Consider the following 20,190-nt stretch of genomic DNA (forward strand, 5'->3'; position numbering starts at 1 on the left):
CGTGCGCGTCACCACCCGGTCACCCGGCCCTCGGAGCGAACCGAGCGGCCCCGTCTAGAGTCGGGTTCCATGCAGAAGCCCATGCAGACGTCCACGACGTCCACGCAGGAAACCGCCCTGCCCGGCGCCTCCGCGCCCATCGACACCGCAGCCCTGCTCACCGACCCGTACGGCACCTACGCCCGGCTGCGCGAGGCCGGCCCGGTCCACCGGTTCCCCGGCCCGGACGGCCGGCCCGCCTGGCTGGTGACCCGCTACGACGACGTGCGCCAGGCCCTCAACGACCCCCGGCTGTCGCTGGACAAGGCCAACGCCAAGCGTGACAACTACAGCGGCTTCTCGCTGCCGCCGGCCCTCGACTCCAACCTGCTGAACATGGATCCGCCGGACCACACGCGGGTGCGCCGCCTGGTGGTCAAGGCGTTCACGCCCGGCCGCGTCGACAAGCTCCGCGAGCCGGTGCGCGCGCTCGCCGGTGAACTCCTCGACGCCGTCGAGGCGGACGGGCGCACGGACCTGCTGGCCAGCTACGCGGGCCCGCTGCCGATCACGGTCATCTGCGACCTGCTGGGCGTGCCGAAGGCTGACCGGCTGGACTTCCGGACCTGGACCGACGCGCTGATCACGCCCGACCCCGAGCGGCCGCACCTGATGAAGGAGGCCGTGGGGCACATGATGCGCTTCTTCACCGGCCTCATCGCGAGCAAGCGCGCCGAGCCCGGCGACGACCTGCTCTCGGATCTGATCGCGGTCCGTGACGACGAGGGCGGCGACGACCGGCTCTCCGAGGAGGAGCTGACCTCGCTGGCCTTCCTCATCCTCTTCGCCGGCTACGAGAACACCGTCCACCTGATCGCCAACGCCGTACTCGCCCTGCTGGACCACCCCGACCTGCTGCGCGAGCTGCGCGCGGATCCGACCGGACTGGGCGCGGCGTTCGACGAGTTCAACCGGTGGGACGGACCCGCCTCGCTGGCGATCCGCCGGTTCCCGCTGGAGGACATCGAGATCGGCGGGGTGACCGTGCCGGCCGGGGAGACGGTGCTCCTCTCACTGGCCTCCGCCAACCGTGATCCTCGTCACTTCCCTGATCCGGAACGGCTGGATCCGAGCCGCGATCAAACCGGACATCTCGGGCTCGGCCATGGCATCCACTATTGCCTCGGCGCGCCGCTGGCCAGGATGGAGACGGAAACAGCGCTGGCAGTGCTGCTGGAGCGGCTCCCGGGGCTCACGCTCGACGTGCCGCGCGAGGAGCTGAAGTGGCGTCCTTCGGTGCGTGCGCGTGGCCTGATTTCGCTTCCTGTTCGATGGTAATCGGCAAAGCCGAACAGATTTTTGATGCATAACCCATCGTTGATGAGGTAGAACTGTCTTCGAGCCCGCCCGGTGTGCATCCCCCGTCGCACCGGGCGGGCCTTCGGCGTCAGGGGCCCGTCAGGTGCCGGCTCCGGTCGGGAACTTCAGCAGCGCCACCGCCGCCAGCATCTGGATGCTCACCGCCGCCACCGCCTTGTGCGTCGGCAGATGGTGCTGGCCGCGGATCAGCAGGGTGGCGAAGGCGTAGCCGAACGCCGAGGTGATCCAGGCCGCCGCCCGTACGGGATAGGAATCGCCCGCCAGGCACGCGTCGAGCGCCAGCCGGGGCAGGTCCGTCGCCCAGAACAGCACCACGAACAGCGTGACGGTCGGGCCGAACTTGCCGTTGCCGCCGAGCCGGCGCGCGATGGCGTGCGTGACGACGCCCAGCAGCAGGCTGCCGAGGAGCAGGACGCCGTCGGCTATGGCCATGGCCTCCAGCGCCAGGGCGGGGCTCACCCGCCACTGGCCCCAGAACGAGTCCTTGCCCATCGTCCCCAGCGCCCCGCACAGCATGCACAGGAACGCGGCCGCGCCCCAGACGCTCCGGTCCCGGGCCTCGTCGAGCACTTCGACGGGTCGGTACCAGAGCCCGAATATCAGGCGGTGCCACAGCAGTCTGCGCGGTTTCGAGGCCGGCGCACGCGAAGGGGAGGACATGGGGGAGGGGCTCACAGGCATGGATGCAAGTTCTATCACCGCCTTCCCCGATTACCGGTGCCCGGTCCGGAATTCAGGATTCCGCTGGTGCAGGGACAGGCGCCTGACCAGCGGTCAGACGGGCGCGGGGGTCCTGCTGTCGGGGTCGGCGTCCGGATCGATGTCCTGGTCCGGCGCGTGCAGGTACTCCTCGGTGATCTCCCGCGGCCCGAACGGCCATACCTTCTCGAAGCGCGCCCAGAGCACGAACGCCACACAGCCCGCCGCCACCCAGGCGAGGGACCATTCGATGGGGTGCCGGCCGGGCGAGTTCTTGTCCGCGTAGCCGTAGATGACCAGCCAGCCCACCAGCGCGACCAGGCTGGGCAGCGGATAGAGCCACATGCGGTACGGGCGCGGCAGCCCCGGCTGGCGACGGCGCAGCACCGTCACGGCCAGGACCTGCGCCAGGGCCTGCACGATCACCATCACGGTGGTCAGCAGCTGGATGAGCGTCGCCAGGTCCGTATGACGGCCGATCAGGAACCCGACGGCGGTGATGGCGCCCATCGACGCCAGCCCCAGCACCGGGAAGCGGTGGCGCGGATGGAGCTTGCCGAAGGCGCGGAAGAAGACCTTGTCCCGCGCCGCGTCGTAGGGCACCCGGGAGCCGCCCAGGAGCCCGGCGAGCACGGAGGCGACGGCGGTGATCAGGATCAGCACCGTGACGGTCCGGGCGGCGCCCTTGCCCCATGCCTTCTCCAGGACCGCGGAGGCGACCGAGGAGGAGGCCGCCGAGTCGGGGTCGAGCATCTGCTTCCAGTCGATGACGCCGAGGGTGCCGATCTGGAGGAGCAGGTAGATCGCCATGATGCCGAGGATGGAGTAGACGATGGCGCGCGGCAGGGTCCGCCCCGGGTTCTTGATCTCGGCGCCCAGATAGGCCGCGGTGTTGTAGCCGAGGTAGTCGTAGATGCCGATGGTCAGGCCGGCCGCGAAGCCGATCCAGAAGTGATTGGTCGTCAGCTCGAAGGCGTGCGCCGGATAGGTGAACGCCCGGTCCGGGCTGAAGTGGGTGAAGGCGGCGACGATGACGAGCACCACGGAGGCGATCATCACGCACCACAGCACGACCGAGATCCTCGCGATGTTCTCGACCCGCCGCCACAACACCGCGACGATCAGCGCGATGACGGCCAGCCCGACGAGGTCCCCCTGGTTCTGCCCCATGCCCGGCCACAGATAGCCCAGGTACTGCACGAAGCCGATGATCCCGGTGGACATCCCGAGCGGGATGAAGAGCATCGCCGTCCACACGAACAGGAACGGCATCAGCTTGCCGGTGCGGTACTGGAACGCCTGCCGCAGATAGACGTAACTGCCGCCCGCCCCCGGCAGTGACGCCCCCAGCTCGGCCCAGATCAGCCCGTCCGCGAGGGCCAGGACCGCGCCCGCGACGAATCCGATGACCGCCTGCGGGCCGCCGAACGCCGCCACCATCAACGGGATCGTGACGAAGGGTCCGATGCCGCACATCTGACTCATATTCAGAGCGGTGGCCTGGAACAGCCCGATGCGGCGTACGAACCCGACGCGCTCCGGCCGTTGTCCCGTGTCTGCCATGGCGGTCAGCCCTTTCTCGTGCCGGATGGGTCGTCCGTCCAGTGCACTCGTACACCGGCGTGCCGGACACGTCCATCACCTGGACAGCGGTGAACCGCGCGGGCGTGACGCCACCGCCCGGACGGCGCAGTGTAGATTCCGCCGATCGCCCAGGGGCGGGGAACGGCGGAACGCGCCCGGCGCGGCACCCGACGGGCCGCTGTTGCTTATGTGTGGCAACTACCACCTATGTGTCACAAGTGCCGGTCAGAGCGCTATGGTGGCCCGGCCGTGGTGTTCGGGAAGACCGGTGACAGGCCCTCGTGGCCCGATTCCGGAGCGGCCCTCGCCACTGTGATCGGGGAGTTCCCGTCCCGTTCCGCGTGCCGCCACGGCGCGCGGAGCCACTGGCCGCCGACGGCGGCCGGGAAGGCAGGGGCGGGCGCGTGACCACCCGTAAGCCAGGAGACCGGCCACGGCAGACGACGCATTGATCCACGAGGTGCTTGGAGCGTTCACCCTCAGATGTCCCTGCCCACCGACACCCCCACCGGCGCGCCGCCGGCCTTCCGCTGGCGCCGCCAGGACACCGTACGGACCGCCGGCCTGCTGGCCGTCATCGCCGCCCTGCACGTCGTCGCGTTCGGCGTCCTCTACCTGCTCGTCGTGCCCGACCACTACACCGTGGGCTCCAAGGTCTACGGCGTCGGGCTCGGCATCACCGCCTACACCCTCGGCATGCGGCACGCCTTCGACGCCGACCACATCGCCGCCATCGACAACACCACCCGCAAGCTGATGGCCGACGGCAAGCGGCCGGTCTCGGTCGGCTTCTGGTTCGCGCTGGGGCACTCCAGCGTCGTGGTCGCCATGGCGGCCCTGGTCGCGGGCGGCACCCAGGTCGCGGGGAAGCTGATGGACGAGGAGTCCACCACCCACCAGACCCTCGGCATCATCGGCACGACGGTCTCCGGCGGCTTCCTCTACCTCATCGCCGCCCTCAACCTCGTCGCCCTCGCCGGCATCCTGCGCATCTTCCGCGCGATGCGCGAAGGGCGCTACGACGAGGCGGAGCTGGAGCGGCACCTGGACTCGCGCGGCTTCATGAACCGCGTCCTGGGCCGCTTCACCCGCTCCATCACCCGCCCCGGCCAGATGTACCCGCTGGGCTTCCTCTTCGGTCTCGGCTTCGACACCGCCACCGAAGTCACCTTGATGGTGATGGCGGGCAGCGGCGCCGCCGCCGGCCTGCCCTGGTACGCGATCCTGTGCCTGCCGCTGCTGTTCGCCGCGGGCATGAGCCTCTTCGACACGCTCGACGGCACCTTCATGAACTTCGCCTACCAGTGGGCGTTCTCCAACCCCGTCCGCAAGGTCTTCTACAACCTCACCATCACCGGGCTCTCGATCGGCGTCGCCTTCCTCATCGGCACCATCGAGCTGGTGAGCGTGTTGCACGAGAAGCTCGGCCTCGACGACGCGGTCACCGCCTGGATCGCCGGTATCAACCTCGACAACGTGGGCTTCATCATCGTCGGCCTGTTCGTGGCCGTCTGGGCGGCGGCCCTCGCGTACTGGCGCTTCGCCAAGGTCGAGCAACGATGGGCCGCCCGCACGGCACCGGCCGCGTCGGAGGGCTGACGGGGCCGACGCGTCCGCACGGACCTCCTACGGCCGGGCCGCCGGGAGTACGACCTCGAAGCGGCAGCCGCCGGTACGTTGCGGACCGCCGCCCGGCCCGCGTGGGCCCCGACGATGCCGCGGACGATCGCCAGGCCGAGCCCGGCGCCCGCCGGCGGTCCGGGCGGTGGCCGGGCGGTGCCCGGCCGGGATCAGCGGGACCGGCGGCCCAGGGAGCGCGGGCGCAGCAGCGCGGCGGCCAGTACGGCCGGGGCGGTGACCAGCAGGGTGGACGTGACCAGCGAGGTGCCGTGGTCCTGTTTCTTGCCCTCGGTCGCGAGGGCACTGCGGTACGAGTGGCGGGGAGAGAACGGCGGACGCGTGGGCGGCGGGGTCGGTACCGGTGTCGAAGGCGGCCGGGCGGGGGTGGAGGGCGGCACGTCGGACGGCTCGCTTCCGATGGGGACGGGCCCTGGCCGAGCCGGGGCGGGCGCGGGCCCGGGCTGCCCGGGGGCGGGCCCGGCAGGGACGAGCGGTGGTACGGGCGCCGGGGGAGCGGGCGCCCCAGGGGCCGCGGGCGCGGGAGGTGCCGGGGGTGCGGGCGCCGGTGGTGCCGGGGCCGGGGGTACGGCCGGAGCCGGTGCGGGAGGTACGGGCGCGGGCACCGCGGGCGCGGGGGCCGGCGGTGGCGCGGCCGGGGGAGGGGCCGGGGCCGGAGGAGCCCCGGGAGCGGGCGGCGCGGGGGCCGGCGCCGGTGGAGCCCCGGGCCCGGGCGCGGGCGGTGCGCCGGGCGCGGGTGCCCCCGGACCGGGCGGCGCGGGAGCGGGGGCGGGAGGCGCCGGAGCGGGAGGCGCCGGAGGTGCGGGCGCGGGTGGTGCGGGTGCGGGCGGCGCCGGAGCCGGTGGTGCGGGCGGCGCCGGGGGCCCCGGTCGTTGCCTGCGGCAGTTCAGCCACACTTCCGCGTCGGTCGCGGGCGCCTGCGCGTTGATGTTCAGGCACCCCCTGCCGTTGTCGACCACCTCCGCGTTCACCGCGCCGCCCAGCGCGCTCACGGTGACGTGCGAAGGAGGGTGGTCGGGCAGCAGCCTCGGCAGGCCGTCGACGACGGCCGTCACCGGCGCACCGCCGATCACCGCGTGCGCGCCCAACTCGTCCGCGGTCGCCGTGCCCGCCAGCGCGAGCACGACGGCCGCGGCCGACGCCACCCCGCCTCCCGCTCTCAGCCATCCCCTCACCGGAACAGCCGCGCGTCAGAGCCGAGACCCGGACGTGGCCGGATACGGCCGGTCCTGACGTACGCATTCGATCAAATAGTCGCCGGTGTCGGGATCCACCGTGACGCCGTGGGTCTCGCTGCGGAAGCCGGGGAACTCCCGGTCGAAGGACTCCAGGGCGCCGAGATAGCGCAGCAACGGCCCGTCGGGACCGCCCACGGACTCGCCGGGCATCAGCACGGGGATCCCGGGCGGTGTGACCGTGACCATGGCCGCCGCCACGCGCCCGGCGGCGTCGGCGATCCGGACCCGCTCCGTCCCCGAGCGGATGAGTTGCTGGTAGCACCACTGGGGTGGCGCGACCGGCTCCGGCAGCTTCTGGAACGCCGTGTCCAGCAGGGTGACCAGATCGGCGGCGCGCAGGTGGTCGTGCATGGACCGGCACAGCTCGCTCAACGACATCCCGTCGTAGCGCCGCGGGTACTGCGCGAGGAGGTCGGGCAGCACCTGGTCGAGCGGCGCGTCGGTGTCGTGGAGCGCCTTGAAGTCCATCAGGGCGTCCAGCAGCGTTCCCCACTTGCCCTTCGTGATGCCCATGGAGAAGAGGATGAGTGTGGTGTAGCTGTCGGTCTTCTCCACCACGATGTTCCGGGTGGCCAGATAGGCCGTCAGGATCCGGGCGGGGATTCCCTGGTCCGTCGTCTCGCCGGCGGCGGTGATGCCGGGGCAGGTGAGCGTGACCTTGACCGGGTCCAGCAGGCAGTAGCCCTCGCCGAGGCCGGGGAAGCCGTGCCAGTCGGCCCCCGGCTCCAGCTGCCAGCAGGACGGCTGGGTCCGCAGCAGCTCGGCGGGGGCGTCGGCGAAGGCGTGCTGTTCGCCGGTGGCCGGATCGGTCACGGTGTCGGGCTGCCAGACGCCGAAGAACCAGCCGGGCCGGTCCCCGGCGGCCGCGATGCGCTGCCCGGTGCGGACCACGGCCTGGCGGAACCGGACGGCCTCGGTGACCGCCTCGTCGATCAGCCAGTGCCCTTGCGGGCCGTCCATCATCCCGGCGGCCACGTCGAGGGAGGCGATGGCGGGGTAGAGCGGCGACGTCGTGCCGTGCATCATGAACGCCTCGTTGAAGCGCTCGTGCTCCACCGGAGCCCGGGGCGAGGGCTTGACGTGCACCATGGCGCTCTGCGACAGCGCGGCCAGCAGCTTGTGCGTGGACTGGGTGGAGAAGACCGTGGGGCGTTCCGGCGCGTCGAAGGTGTCGGCGCCCACGGACATGCCGTACCGCCCGGCGTAGAGGGGGTGGAAGCGCGCGTACGCGAACCACGCCTCGTCGAAGTGGAGCCGAGGGGTGCTGGGCGCCAGCTCGCGGGCGACCCGTACGGCGTCGTAACAGAGCCCGTCGTACGTGGAGTTGGTGAGCACGGCGTACTCCGCCCCGGGCGACACCGCGCCCTGGGCCAGCGGATTGCGGGCGATGCGGTCCGCGACCGCCGCCGCCCCGATCTCGGCCGGGGGCAGCGGCCCGGCCAGTCCGTAGCCGTTGCGGGTGGGGACGAGATAGACCGGGCGGGCGCCGGACAGGATCAGGCCGTGCAGCACGGACTTGTGGCAATTGCGGTCGACCAGCGCGATCTCGTCGTGGGAGACGCAGAAGTGGCCGACCATGCGGTCCGCCGTGGAGTCGCCGTGGAGGACGAAGTAGGTGCGGTCGGCGCCGAAGATCCGGGCGGCGTTGCGCTCGGCGTCCCCGATCGGGCCCGTGTGCTCGAAGAGGGACCCCAGCTCCCCGACCGAGATCGACAGATCGCTGCGGAACAGCCGCTCCCCGTAGTAGTCGAAGAAGGCGCGCCCGACGGGGGACTTCAGGAAGGCGACGCCGCCGGCGTGGGCCGGGGTGTGCCAGGAGTACTCGTGCGCGTCGTCGAACCGCCGCAGCGCCTTGAAGAACGGCGGCAGCACGGCCTCGCTGTAGGCGCGCGCCGCGCTGACGATCCTGCCGGCGATGAACGCCGGGGTGTCCTCCAGCGGCCAGACATAGCCGACCACGCTCTCCGACACCCACAGCGGCAGGCGGTCGAGGTCCTCGTCGGCGCCGTCCGACATGACGAGCAGCACCGGCAGGTTCTTGAAGCGCCGGCCGATCTCCCGCAGCACCGCCGCTCCCCCGGGCACGTCGCCGTCGCCTTTGCCCGGGGAGAGGTCCCACGCCACGACCGCGGCCGCCAGTCCGGCCTCCGTCCGCAGCACCGCCCGCGCGTCGGCCTCCGTGCGTGCCCAGCGCACCTCCGGGCCGTGCGCCTCCACGGCCTTGCGGATCCGGCGCAGTTGTTCGCCGTGGGAGCTCTCTCCGAGCGGGTCCTCGCGCAGCGCGAACAGGACTGTGCCGGCGGCCATCTCGTTCCCCCCGTTCGTGATCCCGGAGTTGGGACCAGCGGATCGTCTCCCGCCAGTCTCCGCAGGGGAGTTCGGCCGGATGGCCCGTGTGCGGCCAAACCACCCGACGGAGGGACCTCTGGAACGGAGGGTCCCCCGTCACACCTCCGGCAGCCCCGCCCCCGCGCACCGCACATCCGCCCCCGGCACGACGCCGTCGACCATACGCCTTGACCGCCCCCTGGCAGGGCATCGGCGGCACCGACGGCACCGTACGCACCGGCGACCGCGCCGGCCTCGGCGTACGCCCGACGACGGCGCCCGCGTCCCCGACCGTCCGCGCGCCCGCCTCCATACCCGCCCCCGCCACCGCCCGAGGAGAGACCGTACGTGAAGCCCGACGCGGGTCCTCCGCCTGCTGGACACCCTGAGACACGCCCCGGACGGCCCCGCGCTGATCCTCATCACCCACGACCCGGACACAGCCGCCCTCGCCGGGCGGGTGGTCGCCCTGGACGGCGGGAGGGTCGCGCCGACGGAGAGCGGTAAAATCGGGCCGAACCGTACGCACAGCGCCGACCCGCGGAGACGAGCCCCATGACCACCCCCGCCGGCGGGTCCGCCCATGACCCCTACGTCCGGGTCCGCGGTGCCCGGGAACACAACCTCCAGGCCGTCGACGTCGACATCCCCCGCGACGCGCTCGTCGTCTTCACCGGCGTCTCCGGCTCCGGGAAGTCCTCGCTCGCGTTCGGGACCGTCTACGCCGAGGCGCAGCGGCGCTACTTCGAGTCCGTCGCCCCGTACGCGCGGCGGCTGATCCACCAGGTCGGCGCGCCGAAGGTCGAGGAGATCACCGGGCTGCCGCCCGCCGTCGCGCTCGAACAGCGGCGGTCCGCGCCCACCTCGCGCTCCTCCGTCGGGACCGTCACCACCCTCTCCAACTCCCTGCGCATGCTGTTCTCCCGCGCCGGCAGCTATCCGGAGGGAGCCGCGCGGCTGGACTCCGACGCCTTCTCGCCCAACACGGCCGCCGGGGCCTGCCCGGAGTGCCACGGCCTCGGCAAGGTGCACCGGGTGACCGAGGAGTCCCTGGTCCCCGACCCGTCGCTGTCCATCCGCGACGGAGCCGTCGCCGCCTGGCCGGGCGCCTGGCAGGGCAAGAACCTCCGCGACATCCTCGCCGCGCTCGGCCACGACATCGACCGCCCCTGGCGCGAGCTGCCGCGCGCCGACCGCGACTGGATCCTGTTCACCGACGAACAGCCGGTCGTCACCGTGCACCCCGTCCGCGACGCCGAGCGCATCCAACGCCCGTACAAGGGCACCTACATGAGCGCCAAGCGCTATGTGCTGCACACCGTCGCGGACTCCAAGAGCGCCCCGCTGCGGGCCCGCGCCGAGCGGCACCTGGTCAGCGGGGCGTGCCCGGTGTGCGGGGGCCGGCGGCTGCGGCCCGAGGCGCTGGCCGTCACCTTCGGCGGGCAGGACATCGCCGCCCTCGCCGCCCTGCCGCTCTCCGGCCTCGCCCGCGCCCTGCGCCCGGCGTGCCAGGGCGACGGCGCGGCCGCCACCCTCGCCACCGACCTCCTCGCCCGGATCGAGGTGCTCACCGAACTGGGCCTGGGCTACCTCAGCACGGACCGGCCCACCCCGACCCTGTCCGCCGGCGAGCTCCAGCGGCTGCGCCTCGCCACCCAGCTGCGCTCGGGCCTCTTCGGCGTCGTGTACGTCCTCGACGAGCCCTCGGCGGGCCTGCACCCCGCCGACAGCGCCGCGCTGCTCACCGTCCTGGACCGGCTCAAGGCTGCTGGGAACTCCCTGTTCGTCGTCGAGCACCACCTGGACGTCGTACGCCGCGCCGACTGGATCGTGGAGGTGGGCCCGCGCGCGGGGGAGCACGGCGGCCGGGTCCTCTACAGCGGGCCCGTCGCGGGCCTGGCCCACGTCGAGGAGGCGGCGACCCGCCGCTTCCTGTTCCCCGGCGGTTCCCCCGACGCCGCCGCGCCCTCCCGTACGCCCCGCGAACCCTCCGGCGCGCTGCGCCTGCGCGGCGTCACCCGCCACAACCTCCGCGACCTCGACGTGGACGTCCCGCTCGGCCTCTTCACGACCGTCACCGGCGTGTCCGGTTCGGGAAAGTCGACGCTGGTGGGCCAGGTCCTCGCCGACACCGTCGCCGACCACCTGGCCGGCACCACGGACGGCGGCGCGCGCAAGCCGACCGAGGGCCTCGACGCCGTCCACCGGCTCGTACGCGTCGACCAGAAGCCCATCGGGCGCACCCCGCGCTCCAACCTCGCCACCTACACGGGCCTGTTCGACGCGGTGCGCAAGGTCTTCGCCGCGACCGACGGCGCCCGCGCGCTCGGCCACACCGCGGGCCGGTTCTCCTTCAACGTCGCCGGCGGGCGCTGCGAGGAGTGCCAGGGCGAGGGGTTCGTCGCCGTCGAACTCCTCTTCCTGCCCGGCAGCTACGCACCGTGCACCGCCTGCCGGGGCGCCCGCTACAACCCCGAGACGCTGCGGATCACCTACCGGGGAGCGAACGTCGCCGATGTCCTCGACCTGACCGTCGACGCCGCCGCCGACTTCCTCGCCGACGTGCCCGCCGCGCGGCGGAGCCTGCGCACGCTCCAGGACGTCGGCCTCGGCTACCTGCGCCTGGGCCAGCCCGCCACGGAGCTGTCCGGCGGCGAGGCCCAGCGCATCAAGCTCGCCACGGAGCTCCAGCGCGCGCACCGCGGCCACACGCTGTACGTACTGGACGAGCCCACGACCGGACTGCACCCGGCGGACACGGAACTGCTGCTGCGTCAGCTGCACGGACTGGTCGACGCGGGCAACACGGTCGTGGTCGTGGAGCACGACATGGCCGTGGCGGCCGGCTCCGACCATGTCATCGACCTCGGCCCGGGCGGCGGCGCGGAGGGCGGCAGGGTCGTGGCCGCGGGATCGCCACGGGAGGTGGCGGCGGCGGCCGGAAGCGTGACGGCGCCCTACCTCGCGGCGGCGCTGCGCCCCTAGGCTTGTCCTCGAGTGCCGGACAGACTGGACCCAGTCTGTCCGGCACTCGACGACGACGGAGGGACATGACCCGCGCCCTGATCATCGGCGGCGGAATCGCCGGCCCCGTGACCGCCATGGCCCTGCGCCGCGCCGGCATCGACGCGGTCGTCCACGAGGCGTACCCCCGCGGCGGCGCCGACCACCTCGGAGCGTTCCTCGTCCTCTTCGCCAACGGGCTCTCCGCGCTGCGCGCCGTCGACGCCGAGCGGCCCGTGCGGGAGAGGTCCTTCCCCGCCGACGCCGTGGAGTTCCTCGGCGACACGGGCGAGCCGCTCGGCACGTACCCCATCGCCGGCTCCCGGGACCCGGAGCTCAGCCCCCGCACCCTCCAGCGCTCCGCCCTCTACCGCGCCCTGCACGACGAGGCCGTCCGCCGCGGCATATCCGTCGAGTACGGCAAGCGCCTCGTCGACGCCACCACCGGCCGCGCCGGCACGGTCGTGGCGTCCTTCGCGGACGGCACCCGCGCCGAGGGCGACCTGCTCATCGGCGCCGACGGCATCCACTCCACCACCCGCGCCCTCCTCGACCCGCACGCGCCACCGCCCCGCTACACCGGCTACGCCACCGTCTGCGGCAGCACCCGCGACACCGGCCACCGCGCCCCGCCCCGCACCTACCGCATGATCTTCGGCCGGCGGGCGTTCTTCGGCTGCACCACCGGACCCGACGGCACCACCCACTGGTTCGCCAACATCCGCCGCACCGAGCCGCCCCCGTCCGGGCCCGCCGCACCCGCCCGGTGGCGGCGGATCGCCGCCGAGGCCCTCGCGGCCGACCGCTCTCCCGCCGCCGCCATCGTCTCCTCGACCGGCGCCGTCGTCGGCATGAACACCTACGACATGCCCACCACCCCCGTCTGGCACGACGACCGCACCGTCCTGGTCGGCGACGCGGTCCACGCCACCGCGCCCAACGCCGCCCAGGGCGCGTCCATCGCCATCGAGGACGGCGTCGTCCTGGCCCGCTGCCTGCGGGACCTGCCCGACGCGCGGCGGGCGTTCGAGGCGTACGAGCGGCTGCGGCGCGAGCGCGTCGAGCGCGTCGTGGCCATGAGCGCCGGCCTCGCGGACCGCCCCCGGCCGACCCCCGGGGCGCGCGGCGCGGACGGCGGCGAGTGGCTCACCGGCTACCGCGTCGACTGGGACGCCCCCGCCCGCTGACTTGCCGCCCCCGACCGCTGCGGCAGACTGGAGGCATGCCGGAGCTGCCGGAGGTCGAGGCCCTCGCCGGGTTCCTGGCCGAGCACGTCGTCGGCCGCACGGTCCAGACGGTGCTCCCCGTGGCCGTGAGCGTCCTCAAGACCTACGACCCGCCGCTCGGCGAGCTGGAGGGCCGCGCGGTCACCGGCGTGCGCCGGTACGGCAAGTTCCTGGACCTCGCCACCGACGGCGGCCCGCACCTGGCCTGCCACCTCGCCCGCGCCGGCTGGCTGCGCTGGCACGACCGCCTCCCCGACGCCCCGCCGCGCCCCGGCAAGGGCCCCCTGGCGCTGCGGCTGCGGCTGACCGACGGCGCGGGCTTCGACCTCACCGAGGCGGGCACCCAGAAGCGGCTCGCCGTGCACTGCGTGCGCCAGGTGGCGGACGTACCCGGCATCGCGCGCCTGGGCCCCGACCCCCTCGCCCCGGACTTCACCCTCGACGCCTTCGCCGCGCTGCTGCGCGACGAGCGCCGCCAGCTCAAGGGCGTCCTGCGCGACCAGAGCGTGATCGCCGGCATCGGCAACGCCTACTCCGACGAGATCCTGCACGCCGCGCGCATGTCCCCCTTCAAGCTCGCCGCGAGCCTGACCCCGCCGGAGACCGCCGCCCTGTACGAGGCGCTCGGCACGACGCTGCGGGAAGCCGTCGAGCGGGCGCGCGGGCACGCCGCGAAGGAGCTGAAGGCGGAGAAGAAGAGCGGGCTGCGGGTGCACGGCCGCACCGGTCAGCCCTGCCCGGTCTGCGGCGACACCATCCGCGAGGTCTCCTTCAGCGACTCCTCGCTCCAGTACTGCCCCACCTGCCAGACAGGCGGGAAGCCCCTGGCCGACCGGAGGCTGTCCCGCCTGCTGAAGTGAGCCGTCCCGCTCCTGGGACCTACTCCTTGGGCGTTCCGGCCCGTGCCAGCGCCGAGTGCCGGTAGGAGTAGGCGAAATAGACGACCAGGCCCACCGCGAACCACACCGCGAACCGCACCCACGTCTGCCACGCCAGATAGGTGATCAGCCAGATCGACGCCGCGACCCCGATCGCGGGCACCAGAGGCACCGCCGGGCAGCGGAACGCGCGCGGCAGCTCCGGCCGCTTGTAGCGCAGCACGATCACCGACGCGCACACCACCGCGAACGCCAGCAGGATGCCGATGTTGGTCAGCTCCGCCGCCTCACCGATCGGGATGAAGCCCGCGATCGCCGCCGACGCGACACCCACGATCCACGTCACGCGCGTCGGCACGTGCCGCGTCGGGTGGGTCTTGGCGAACCAGTGCGGCAGCAGTCCGTCACGGCTCATCGAGAACCACACGCGCGTCACACCGAGCATGAAGGTGAACATCACCGTGAGGATGCCGATGATCGCCCCGACCGCGATGACGTCCGCCAGGGCGCCCAGCCCCACCGACTTGAAGGCGGTGGAGAAGCCGCTCTCCTTGTCGATCTCCGTGTAGTTCTGCATGCCGGTCAGCACCAGGCACGCCAGCACGTACAGCACCATCGAGATCGCGAGCGAGTACAGGATGGCCTTGGGCATGTGGCGCTGCGCGTCCTTGGACTCCTCGGCCGCCGTCGACATGGCGTCGTAGCCGAAGACCGCGAAGAACACCGTGGCCGCGCCCGTGAACGCCCCGCTCACCCCGAACGGGAAGAACGGCTCGTAGTTGGCGGACTTCACATGGAAGAACCCCACCACGACGACGACCGCCACGACGATCACCTTCAGGACGACCACGATCGTCTCGAAGCGGGCCGCGTTCTTGATGCCCAGGGTGAGCGTGTAGGCGATCAGCAGGCACAGCACCGCGGCGAAGAGATCGACCCGGTGACCGTCGCCCGTGCCCGGGGCGCCCAGCATCCATTGCGGCAGCTCGGCGTCGGCCTCCCCGAGCAGGAAGTTGATGTAGCCGGAGATGCCGATCGCCACCACCGCCACGATCGCCGTGTACTCCAGCAGCAGGTCCCAGCCGATGAACCAGCCGCCCAGCTCGCCCAGGACCACATAGCCGTAGGTGTAGGCCGACCCGGCGCGCGGGATGAGCCCGGCGAACTCCGCGTAGGAGAAGGCCGCCGCCGCGCTCGCGATGCCCGCGATCAGGAAGGAGATCAGTACGGCCGGCCCCGCCACGCCATTGGCGATCGTGCCCGCGAGGCTGAAGATGCCCGCGCCGATGATGCCGCCCACCCCGATCGCCGTGAGCTGCCACAGCCCCAGCGTCCGGGTCAGACGCTCGTCGGCGCCGCCCTCCTCGATCGTCTCGATGGGTTTGCGGCGCAGTACGCCCTCACCCGCCCGGAGCCCGGCCATGTGATGTGTCCTCTCGTCGACGCTGACGGCGGGTCATCCTCGCGGAGCGGGGGCGACGACGGAAGGCGCCGCCCCGCACCCGCCGCGTGGTTCAGCCGATGGCGGGCGCCCCGGCCGAGCGCCCCGTGCCCCAGTCGGACGGGGAGTGACCGACGGTGAAGTCCAGGCGGCCGTTCCGCATCAGCTGCCGGGTCGTCAGATACGTTCGCCCGTAGGGCTTCCCGTCCAGCCGGGCCGACCGGATGTAGCGGTCGGTGTCCGAGGTCCCCGGCGCGGTCACCGTGAAGCCTCCGTTCGGATACCAGCGCCGGTCCAGCCGCAGGTCCACCCGCTCGAACACCGGAGTGCTCAGCCCCCACGCGTCCCCGCCCGGCTGCACCGGATAGACACCGATGGCGGACAGCACCATCCACGCCGACATCGTGCCCAGGTCGTCGTTGCCGGTCATCCCGGTCGGCGCGTCCGTGAAGAGGGTGAGCGCGGCGTGCACCACGTCCGTGGTCTTCCACGGCCGGCCGGTGGAGAGATAGGTGTACGGCGCGATGAGGTCGGGCTCGTTCTGCGGGTTGTACTTGTCCGCGTTGTAGTAGTCGTACGGACCGTGGACCCACACCTCGCGGGCGGTCCGCGCCGGATCCTTCAGCAGCCGGTCGTAGGCGAAGAAGGAGTCGAGCCGGGCGTCGGCCGCCTGCCGGCCGCCGATCAGCTCGACCATCCCGGGCAGGTCCTGCGGCACCAGCCACTGGTACTGCCAGGCGGTGCCCTCGTGGAAACCGACGCTCTTCGCCGGGTCGGCCGGCCCGGCGAACGCGCCGTCCGCGCCGCGCGCCCGGAAGAAGCCGGTGCCCGGGTCGTAGATCTTGCGGTAGTTCCGGGAGCGGGCCGCGTAGCGCTCCGCGTCCCGGTCGTGGCCCAGGTCCTTGGCCATCCGGGCGAGCACCGCGTCGGCGAGCGCGTACTCCAGCGTCGCCGAGGCGCCCTGCTGGAAGTCGGAGTCGCCCGGCTTCGACCGGGGCCGGTCGGGGAGGTAGGGGACGTAACCGTGCTCGATGTACTGCGTGTTGCCGTCCCGGCCGACCGCCGGCGACCCCGCGGGCGGCACCCCGTCCGCGTTCTTCCGCAGCGCCCGGTACGCCTCCTCCTCATGGCCGGTCAGCAGCCCGTGCTGGTAGGCGTTGGTGAGGAACGGCGTCACCGGGTCACCGGTCATGATGTTCGTCTCCACCGTGCCGTAGCCCCACTTGGGCAGCCAGCCGCCCTCGGCGTCCACGCGCAGCACCGACAGCGCCATGTCCCGCGACTCGCGCGGCGCGAGCAGCGCCAGCAGCTGCGCCTGGGTGCGGTAGGTGTCCCACAGCGACCAGTTCTGGTAGTACGTGAACCCCTCGGCGCGGTGCGGCTTCTGGTCCCAGCCCCGGTAGCGCCCGTCGACGTCGCCGCCGATGTTGGGGGCCAGGAACGAGCGGTACAGCGAGGAGTAGAACGTCCGGCGCAGCGTGGCGCCGCCGCCCCGGGTCCGTACGCCGTCCAGGCGCCGCTCCCACGCGGCCCGTGCCGCCCGCTGCGTGCGGTCGAAGGCGCCGTCCTCCGCGCCGAGGTTGGCCGCCGCGCCGTCGGCGTCGACGTAGCTGATCGCGGTGGTCGCCTCGACGGTCCGGTCGTCGGTGGTGTCGAAGCGCACCCAGGCGCCGTTGCGGCCGGTGCCGGTGGAGGACTTGGAGCCCGCGGTGACCTTGTCGTCCTTCCACGTGCCGTACGCCCTGAAGGGGCGGTCGAAGCGGGTGAGGGTGTAGAGGGTGTACGGGCGGGTGTCCTGGCAGAAGCCGCGGCCGGTGATGGCCGAGCGGACCGTGCGCGAGTCGAGCACCTCGACGGTGGTGGAGACCGTGCGGTGCAGCGACTGCCCGGTGTTGAGCAGGACGTTGGCCTTGTCGGTCGCGGGGAAGGTGTAGCGCTGGTGGCCGGTGCGCGCGGTCGCCGTCAGCTCGGCGGTGACCCCGCCGGAGAGGCCGACGCGGTAGTAGCCGGGCCGGGCCGTCTCGTCGCGGTGGTCGAACGTCGCCGCGTAGCGGGCGTTGTCGGTCCGCGTCACCTCGCCCGTGGTGGGCAGGACGGGCAGGTCACCGCCGATGCGGCAGCCGACTCCGGAGAGGTGCACCGCGCTGAAGCCGCGGATGCGGTTGTGCTTGTAGTCGTAGCCGGTGCTGTGCCCGGTGTCGGGGGAGAGCTGCACCATGCCGAACGGGACGGCGGCGCCGGGGAAGGTGTTGCCCTCGTTCTGCGTGCCGATGAAGGGATTGACCAGCCCGGTCAGGTCCTCGGCCGCGGCGGCCTGCCGCGGGGGCAGGAGCCCGGTGGAGCCCAGCACCGCCGCGAGGGCGAGCGCGGCCGCACCGCAGCGCGGTCCCAGGTGTCCGGTCCATCTCATGTCCCACGCCCCTCGGGTGACGCTCCGTCTGGCTCCGACATCGTTGTCAGCCGAGAGTACAGAGAGGTTGACACGCTGTCATGATGCTCCACGCGCCTGGTGTGGCGCCCCGCGCCTCAGCGGCTCATCCGAGCGAGAGCGAGGCGGCCCCGCGGGGGCGTCACTGGCAGCCGCCGAGGTGATCCGCGACAGTGGCAGCGTGACGGTCTCCACCGGTACCCGACCGGCAGTCAGCCCCCGGCTCCGCCTCGCGGTCTCCGCGGCGCTGGCCGCCGCCCTGCTGGGCGCCCTGCTCGCCGCCCCGGCGTCGCCGACCGCGACCGCCGGGCCGCCGCCCGCGTCCGCGCGGGAGGAGCTCGGCACGGCGGTGGAGAAGGCCCGCCGCGAGGGCGGGTTCGTCGGGCTCGCCGTCCGGGTCCGCACCGGCGGGCACGTCCTGCGGGCGAGCGCCGGTGAGGCGGAGCTGGGCGGCGGCCGGCCCGTTCCCGGCACGGCGTTCTTCCGGGCGGCCAGTGTCACCAAGGTGTTCGTGGCCACGGTGATCCTTCAGCTGGCCGCCGAGGGACGGCTCTCACCGGCGGATACGGTGGAGGAGTGGCTGCCCGGCCTGGTCCGGGGCCACGGCAACGACGGCCGCCGCATCACCGTGCGGAACCTGCTCCAGCACACCAGCGGCCTCCACGACTTCGCCGACGACATCCCCGACACGGTGGCCCACTTCGAGCGCCACCGGCTCGCCCACGTCAGCCCCCGGGACGAGATCGCCGCGGCCCTGCTGCACCCGCCGGGCTTCCCGCCCGCCGGGCCGCTGGAGACGGAGCCGCGCTGGTCGTACTCCAACACCAACTACCTCCTCCTCGGCCTGATCATCGAGAAGGCGACCGGCCGGCCCTGGCCCGCGGCGGTGCGGGACCGCGTCGTCCGCCCGCTGCGCCTCACCCATACGTACGAGCCCGGCGACACCCCGTACCTGCCCGCACCCCACGCCCACACCTACCACCGGTTCTCCGACTCCCCGGCATGGGTCGACACCACCGTGCGGAACCTGTCCCTGGCCGGCGCGGCGGGCACCATCGTCACCACCGCGGACGACCTGGACCGCTTCCTCACCGCGCTGCTCACCGGCCGCCTGCTGCCCGCCGCCCAGCTCGCCGAGATGCGCCGGACCGTGCCGGCCACCAGCAGGGGCTTCCAACTGCTGCTGCCGGGGCTGCGCTACGGGCTGGGGCTGATGAGCCAGCCGCTGCCCTGCGGCATCACGCAGTGGGGACACGGCGGTGACGTGGAGGGCAGCTCCGTCAGGACCGGCGTCACCGACGGGGGACGCCGGTCCGTCGTCGTCACCGCCACCGGCACCAGCGCCGACCCCGATCCACTGATCACGGCGCAACGCGCCCTGCGCCACCTCATCGAGGATCTCCTCTGCCGGCCGGCGGCCCCCTGAACCACCGGCGACTCAGAACGCGGAGTTGGCGGACCAGAGCGTCAGGAGGTCCTCGTTCCCGAGCACCTCGAAGGCGTTCGAGCGGCGGTCGGCGCGGCCGTACATCAGCAGCAGCAGATCCGCGGCGGACGCCCGGACGGTGGCGTCGGCGGGCGCCTCGGCGCCCTCGGGGTCCGGGACGAGCCCGAAGCCGTCGGGCCGGAGCCGGACCAGCCAGTGCCCGCTCGTATCGGTGCACCGGAAGGCGAGGGTCTCGCCCTCGCCCCGCAGGTCGGCCACCCCGGGGGCGAAGAACGCGGCGAAGGGCAGGTTGACCAGGAACTCGTCCACTCCGTCGGCCGCCAGGTCGCGGTCGATCACGGGCCGCAGACCGAGCGCGAGTTCCGCGTCGACGCGGTGCACCAGGGTCTCGAACAGCATGCGCCGCACCCAGAACCTGGCGTGCTGATCGGCGCCCCACGCCCACATCGGGGCGTCCGGGTCGAAGGTGGCGAACGCGCTCTCCGCCTCGGCCGCGCTCGCCGTCAGCCAGTCGGCGTAGCCGTCCTCGCTCGCCGGCAGCCGCAGCTCCACGTCGCGGCTCCGCGGTGGTTCCTGGACGAGCTGACGCAGCAGGACGGAGAACCAGCGCTGCACGCTGCCCGCGTGCCTGACGAGGTCGACGAGCGTCCAACCCGGACAGGTGGGCACCGGCGTGGCCGGGTCGGCGCCCTTGACGGCCGCCACGAACCTCGCGGTCTCCGCCGCGACGGCGTCGCGGTGGACGGCGGGGGCGGATGTCCAACCCGGACGGCCTGAATGATCCGACGTATTCACTTCGCTGCGCTTCCCGCTCCTCCGGCCCGGCGACCTGACCGGCCGGGCGCCTCCCCGCAGCCTGCCACAGCCACCACCTCCGAGAACCGGCACCTGGGCCACGCACCCCCGCGAGCCGTCTGGGAC

14 protein-coding genes, 1 pseudogene and 1 riboswitch are annotated in these 20,190 nt (G+C 73.0%); of the genes and pseudogenes, 7 read left to right on the top strand and 8 right to left on the bottom strand.

Annotated elements, in window-relative coordinates:
• Nucleotides 1–69: 69 nt before the first annotated feature.
• Complete coding sequence (locus ACZ303_RS20860; protein WP_467341058.1) at nt 70–1,317, top strand: cytochrome P450 family protein; 1,248 nt, start codon at nt 70–72, stop codon at nt 1,315–1,317.
• Between the two features lie 120 nt (nt 1,318–1,437).
• Here the strand turns inward: ACZ303_RS20860 and ACZ303_RS20865 are convergent, their stop codons facing one another.
• A complete protein-coding gene (locus tag ACZ303_RS20865; protein ID WP_467341060.1) occupies nt 1,438–2,019 on the bottom strand; it encodes a YIP1 family protein in 582 nt (193 codons plus the stop codon).
• A gap of 114 nt (nt 2,020–2,133) precedes the next feature.
• On the bottom strand, nt 2,134–3,621 hold the full coding sequence (locus ACZ303_RS20870) for an APC family permease (protein ID WP_467341062.1): 1,488 nt from the start codon (nt 3,619–3,621) through the stop codon (nt 2,134–2,136).
• A gap of 254 nt (nt 3,622–3,875) precedes the next feature.
• Nucleotides 3,876–4,092, top strand: a riboswitch (cobalamin riboswitch).
• A 33-nt stretch (nt 4,093–4,125) separates the two neighbouring features.
• On the opposite strand from ACZ303_RS20870, the gene nicT reads away from it, so the two are divergent.
• Nucleotides 4,126–5,241 (top strand): Nickel transporter NicT, encoded by a 1,116-nt coding sequence (gene nicT, locus ACZ303_RS20875; protein ID WP_467341064.1) that lies wholly within the window; start codon nt 4,126–4,128, stop codon nt 5,239–5,241.
• 27 nt (nt 5,242–5,268) lie between these two features.
• Here the strand turns inward: nicT and ACZ303_RS20880 are convergent.
• The 3 genes and pseudogenes from ACZ303_RS20880 to ACZ303_RS20890 all read right to left on the bottom strand — a co-directional run.
• A pseudogene (locus ACZ303_RS20880) lies at nt 5,269–5,399 on the bottom strand (two-component sensor histidine kinase); the annotation flags it as partial.
• 33 nt (nt 5,400–5,432) lie between these two features.
• Entirely contained in the window at nt 5,433–5,660 is a 228-nt protein-coding gene (locus ACZ303_RS20885; protein WP_467341066.1) for a hypothetical protein, read from the bottom strand.
• Nucleotides 5,661–6,470: 810 nt separating this feature from the next.
• A complete protein-coding gene (locus tag ACZ303_RS20890) occupies nt 6,471–8,825 on the bottom strand; it encodes an Orn/Lys/Arg family decarboxylase (protein ID WP_467341067.1) in 2,355 nt (784 codons plus the stop codon).
• Nucleotides 8,826–9,034: 209 nt separating this feature from the next.
• On the opposite strand from ACZ303_RS20890, the gene ACZ303_RS20895 reads away from it, so the two are divergent.
• From ACZ303_RS20895 to ACZ303_RS20910, 4 genes are all read left to right on the top strand, one after another.
• Nucleotides 9,035–9,235: a hypothetical protein gene (locus tag ACZ303_RS20895; protein WP_467341069.1), complete on the top strand. Its 201-nt coding sequence runs from the start codon at nt 9,035–9,037 to the stop codon at nt 9,233–9,235.
• A gap of 166 nt (nt 9,236–9,401) precedes the next feature.
• Complete coding sequence (locus tag ACZ303_RS20900) at nt 9,402–11,831, top strand: excinuclease ABC subunit UvrA (protein WP_467341071.1); 2,430 nt, start codon at nt 9,402–9,404, stop codon at nt 11,829–11,831.
• A gap of 65 nt (nt 11,832–11,896) precedes the next feature.
• Nucleotides 11,897–13,036, top strand: a complete 1,140-nt coding sequence (locus ACZ303_RS20905; RefSeq protein WP_467341073.1) for an FAD-dependent monooxygenase — start codon at nt 11,897–11,899, stop codon at nt 13,034–13,036.
• Between the two features lie 35 nt (nt 13,037–13,071).
• Nucleotides 13,072–13,935 (top strand): Fpg/Nei family DNA glycosylase, encoded by an 864-nt coding sequence (locus tag ACZ303_RS20910; RefSeq protein WP_467341075.1) that lies wholly within the window; start codon nt 13,072–13,074, stop codon nt 13,933–13,935.
• A gap of 19 nt (nt 13,936–13,954) precedes the next feature.
• On the opposite strand, the gene ACZ303_RS20915 is transcribed toward ACZ303_RS20910, so the two are convergent.
• On the bottom strand, nt 13,955–15,376 hold the full coding sequence (locus ACZ303_RS20915) for an amino acid permease (RefSeq protein WP_467341077.1): 1,422 nt from the start codon (nt 15,374–15,376) through the stop codon (nt 13,955–13,957).
• A gap of 91 nt (nt 15,377–15,467) precedes the next feature.
• On the bottom strand, nt 15,468–17,804 hold the full coding sequence (locus ACZ303_RS20920; RefSeq protein ID WP_467341079.1) for a GH92 family glycosyl hydrolase: 2,337 nt from the start codon (nt 17,802–17,804) through the stop codon (nt 15,468–15,470).
• Nucleotides 17,805–18,003: 199 nt separating this feature from the next.
• Here ACZ303_RS20920 and ACZ303_RS20925 point away from each other — a divergent pair, with 199 nt between their 5' ends.
• Nucleotides 18,004–19,248, top strand: coding sequence for a serine hydrolase domain-containing protein (locus tag ACZ303_RS20925; protein ID WP_467341081.1), 1,245 nt, complete (start codon nt 18,004–18,006; stop codon nt 19,246–19,248).
• Between the two features lie 12 nt (nt 19,249–19,260).
• Here ACZ303_RS20925 and ACZ303_RS20930 read toward each other — a convergent pair whose 3' ends face one another.
• A complete protein-coding gene (locus ACZ303_RS20930; RefSeq protein ID WP_467341083.1) occupies nt 19,261–20,064 on the bottom strand; it encodes a maleylpyruvate isomerase family mycothiol-dependent enzyme in 804 nt (267 codons plus the stop codon).
• Between the last annotated feature and the right edge of the window lie 126 nt (nt 20,065–20,190).

The organism is Streptomyces sp. NPDC023527, assembly GCF_055560115.1.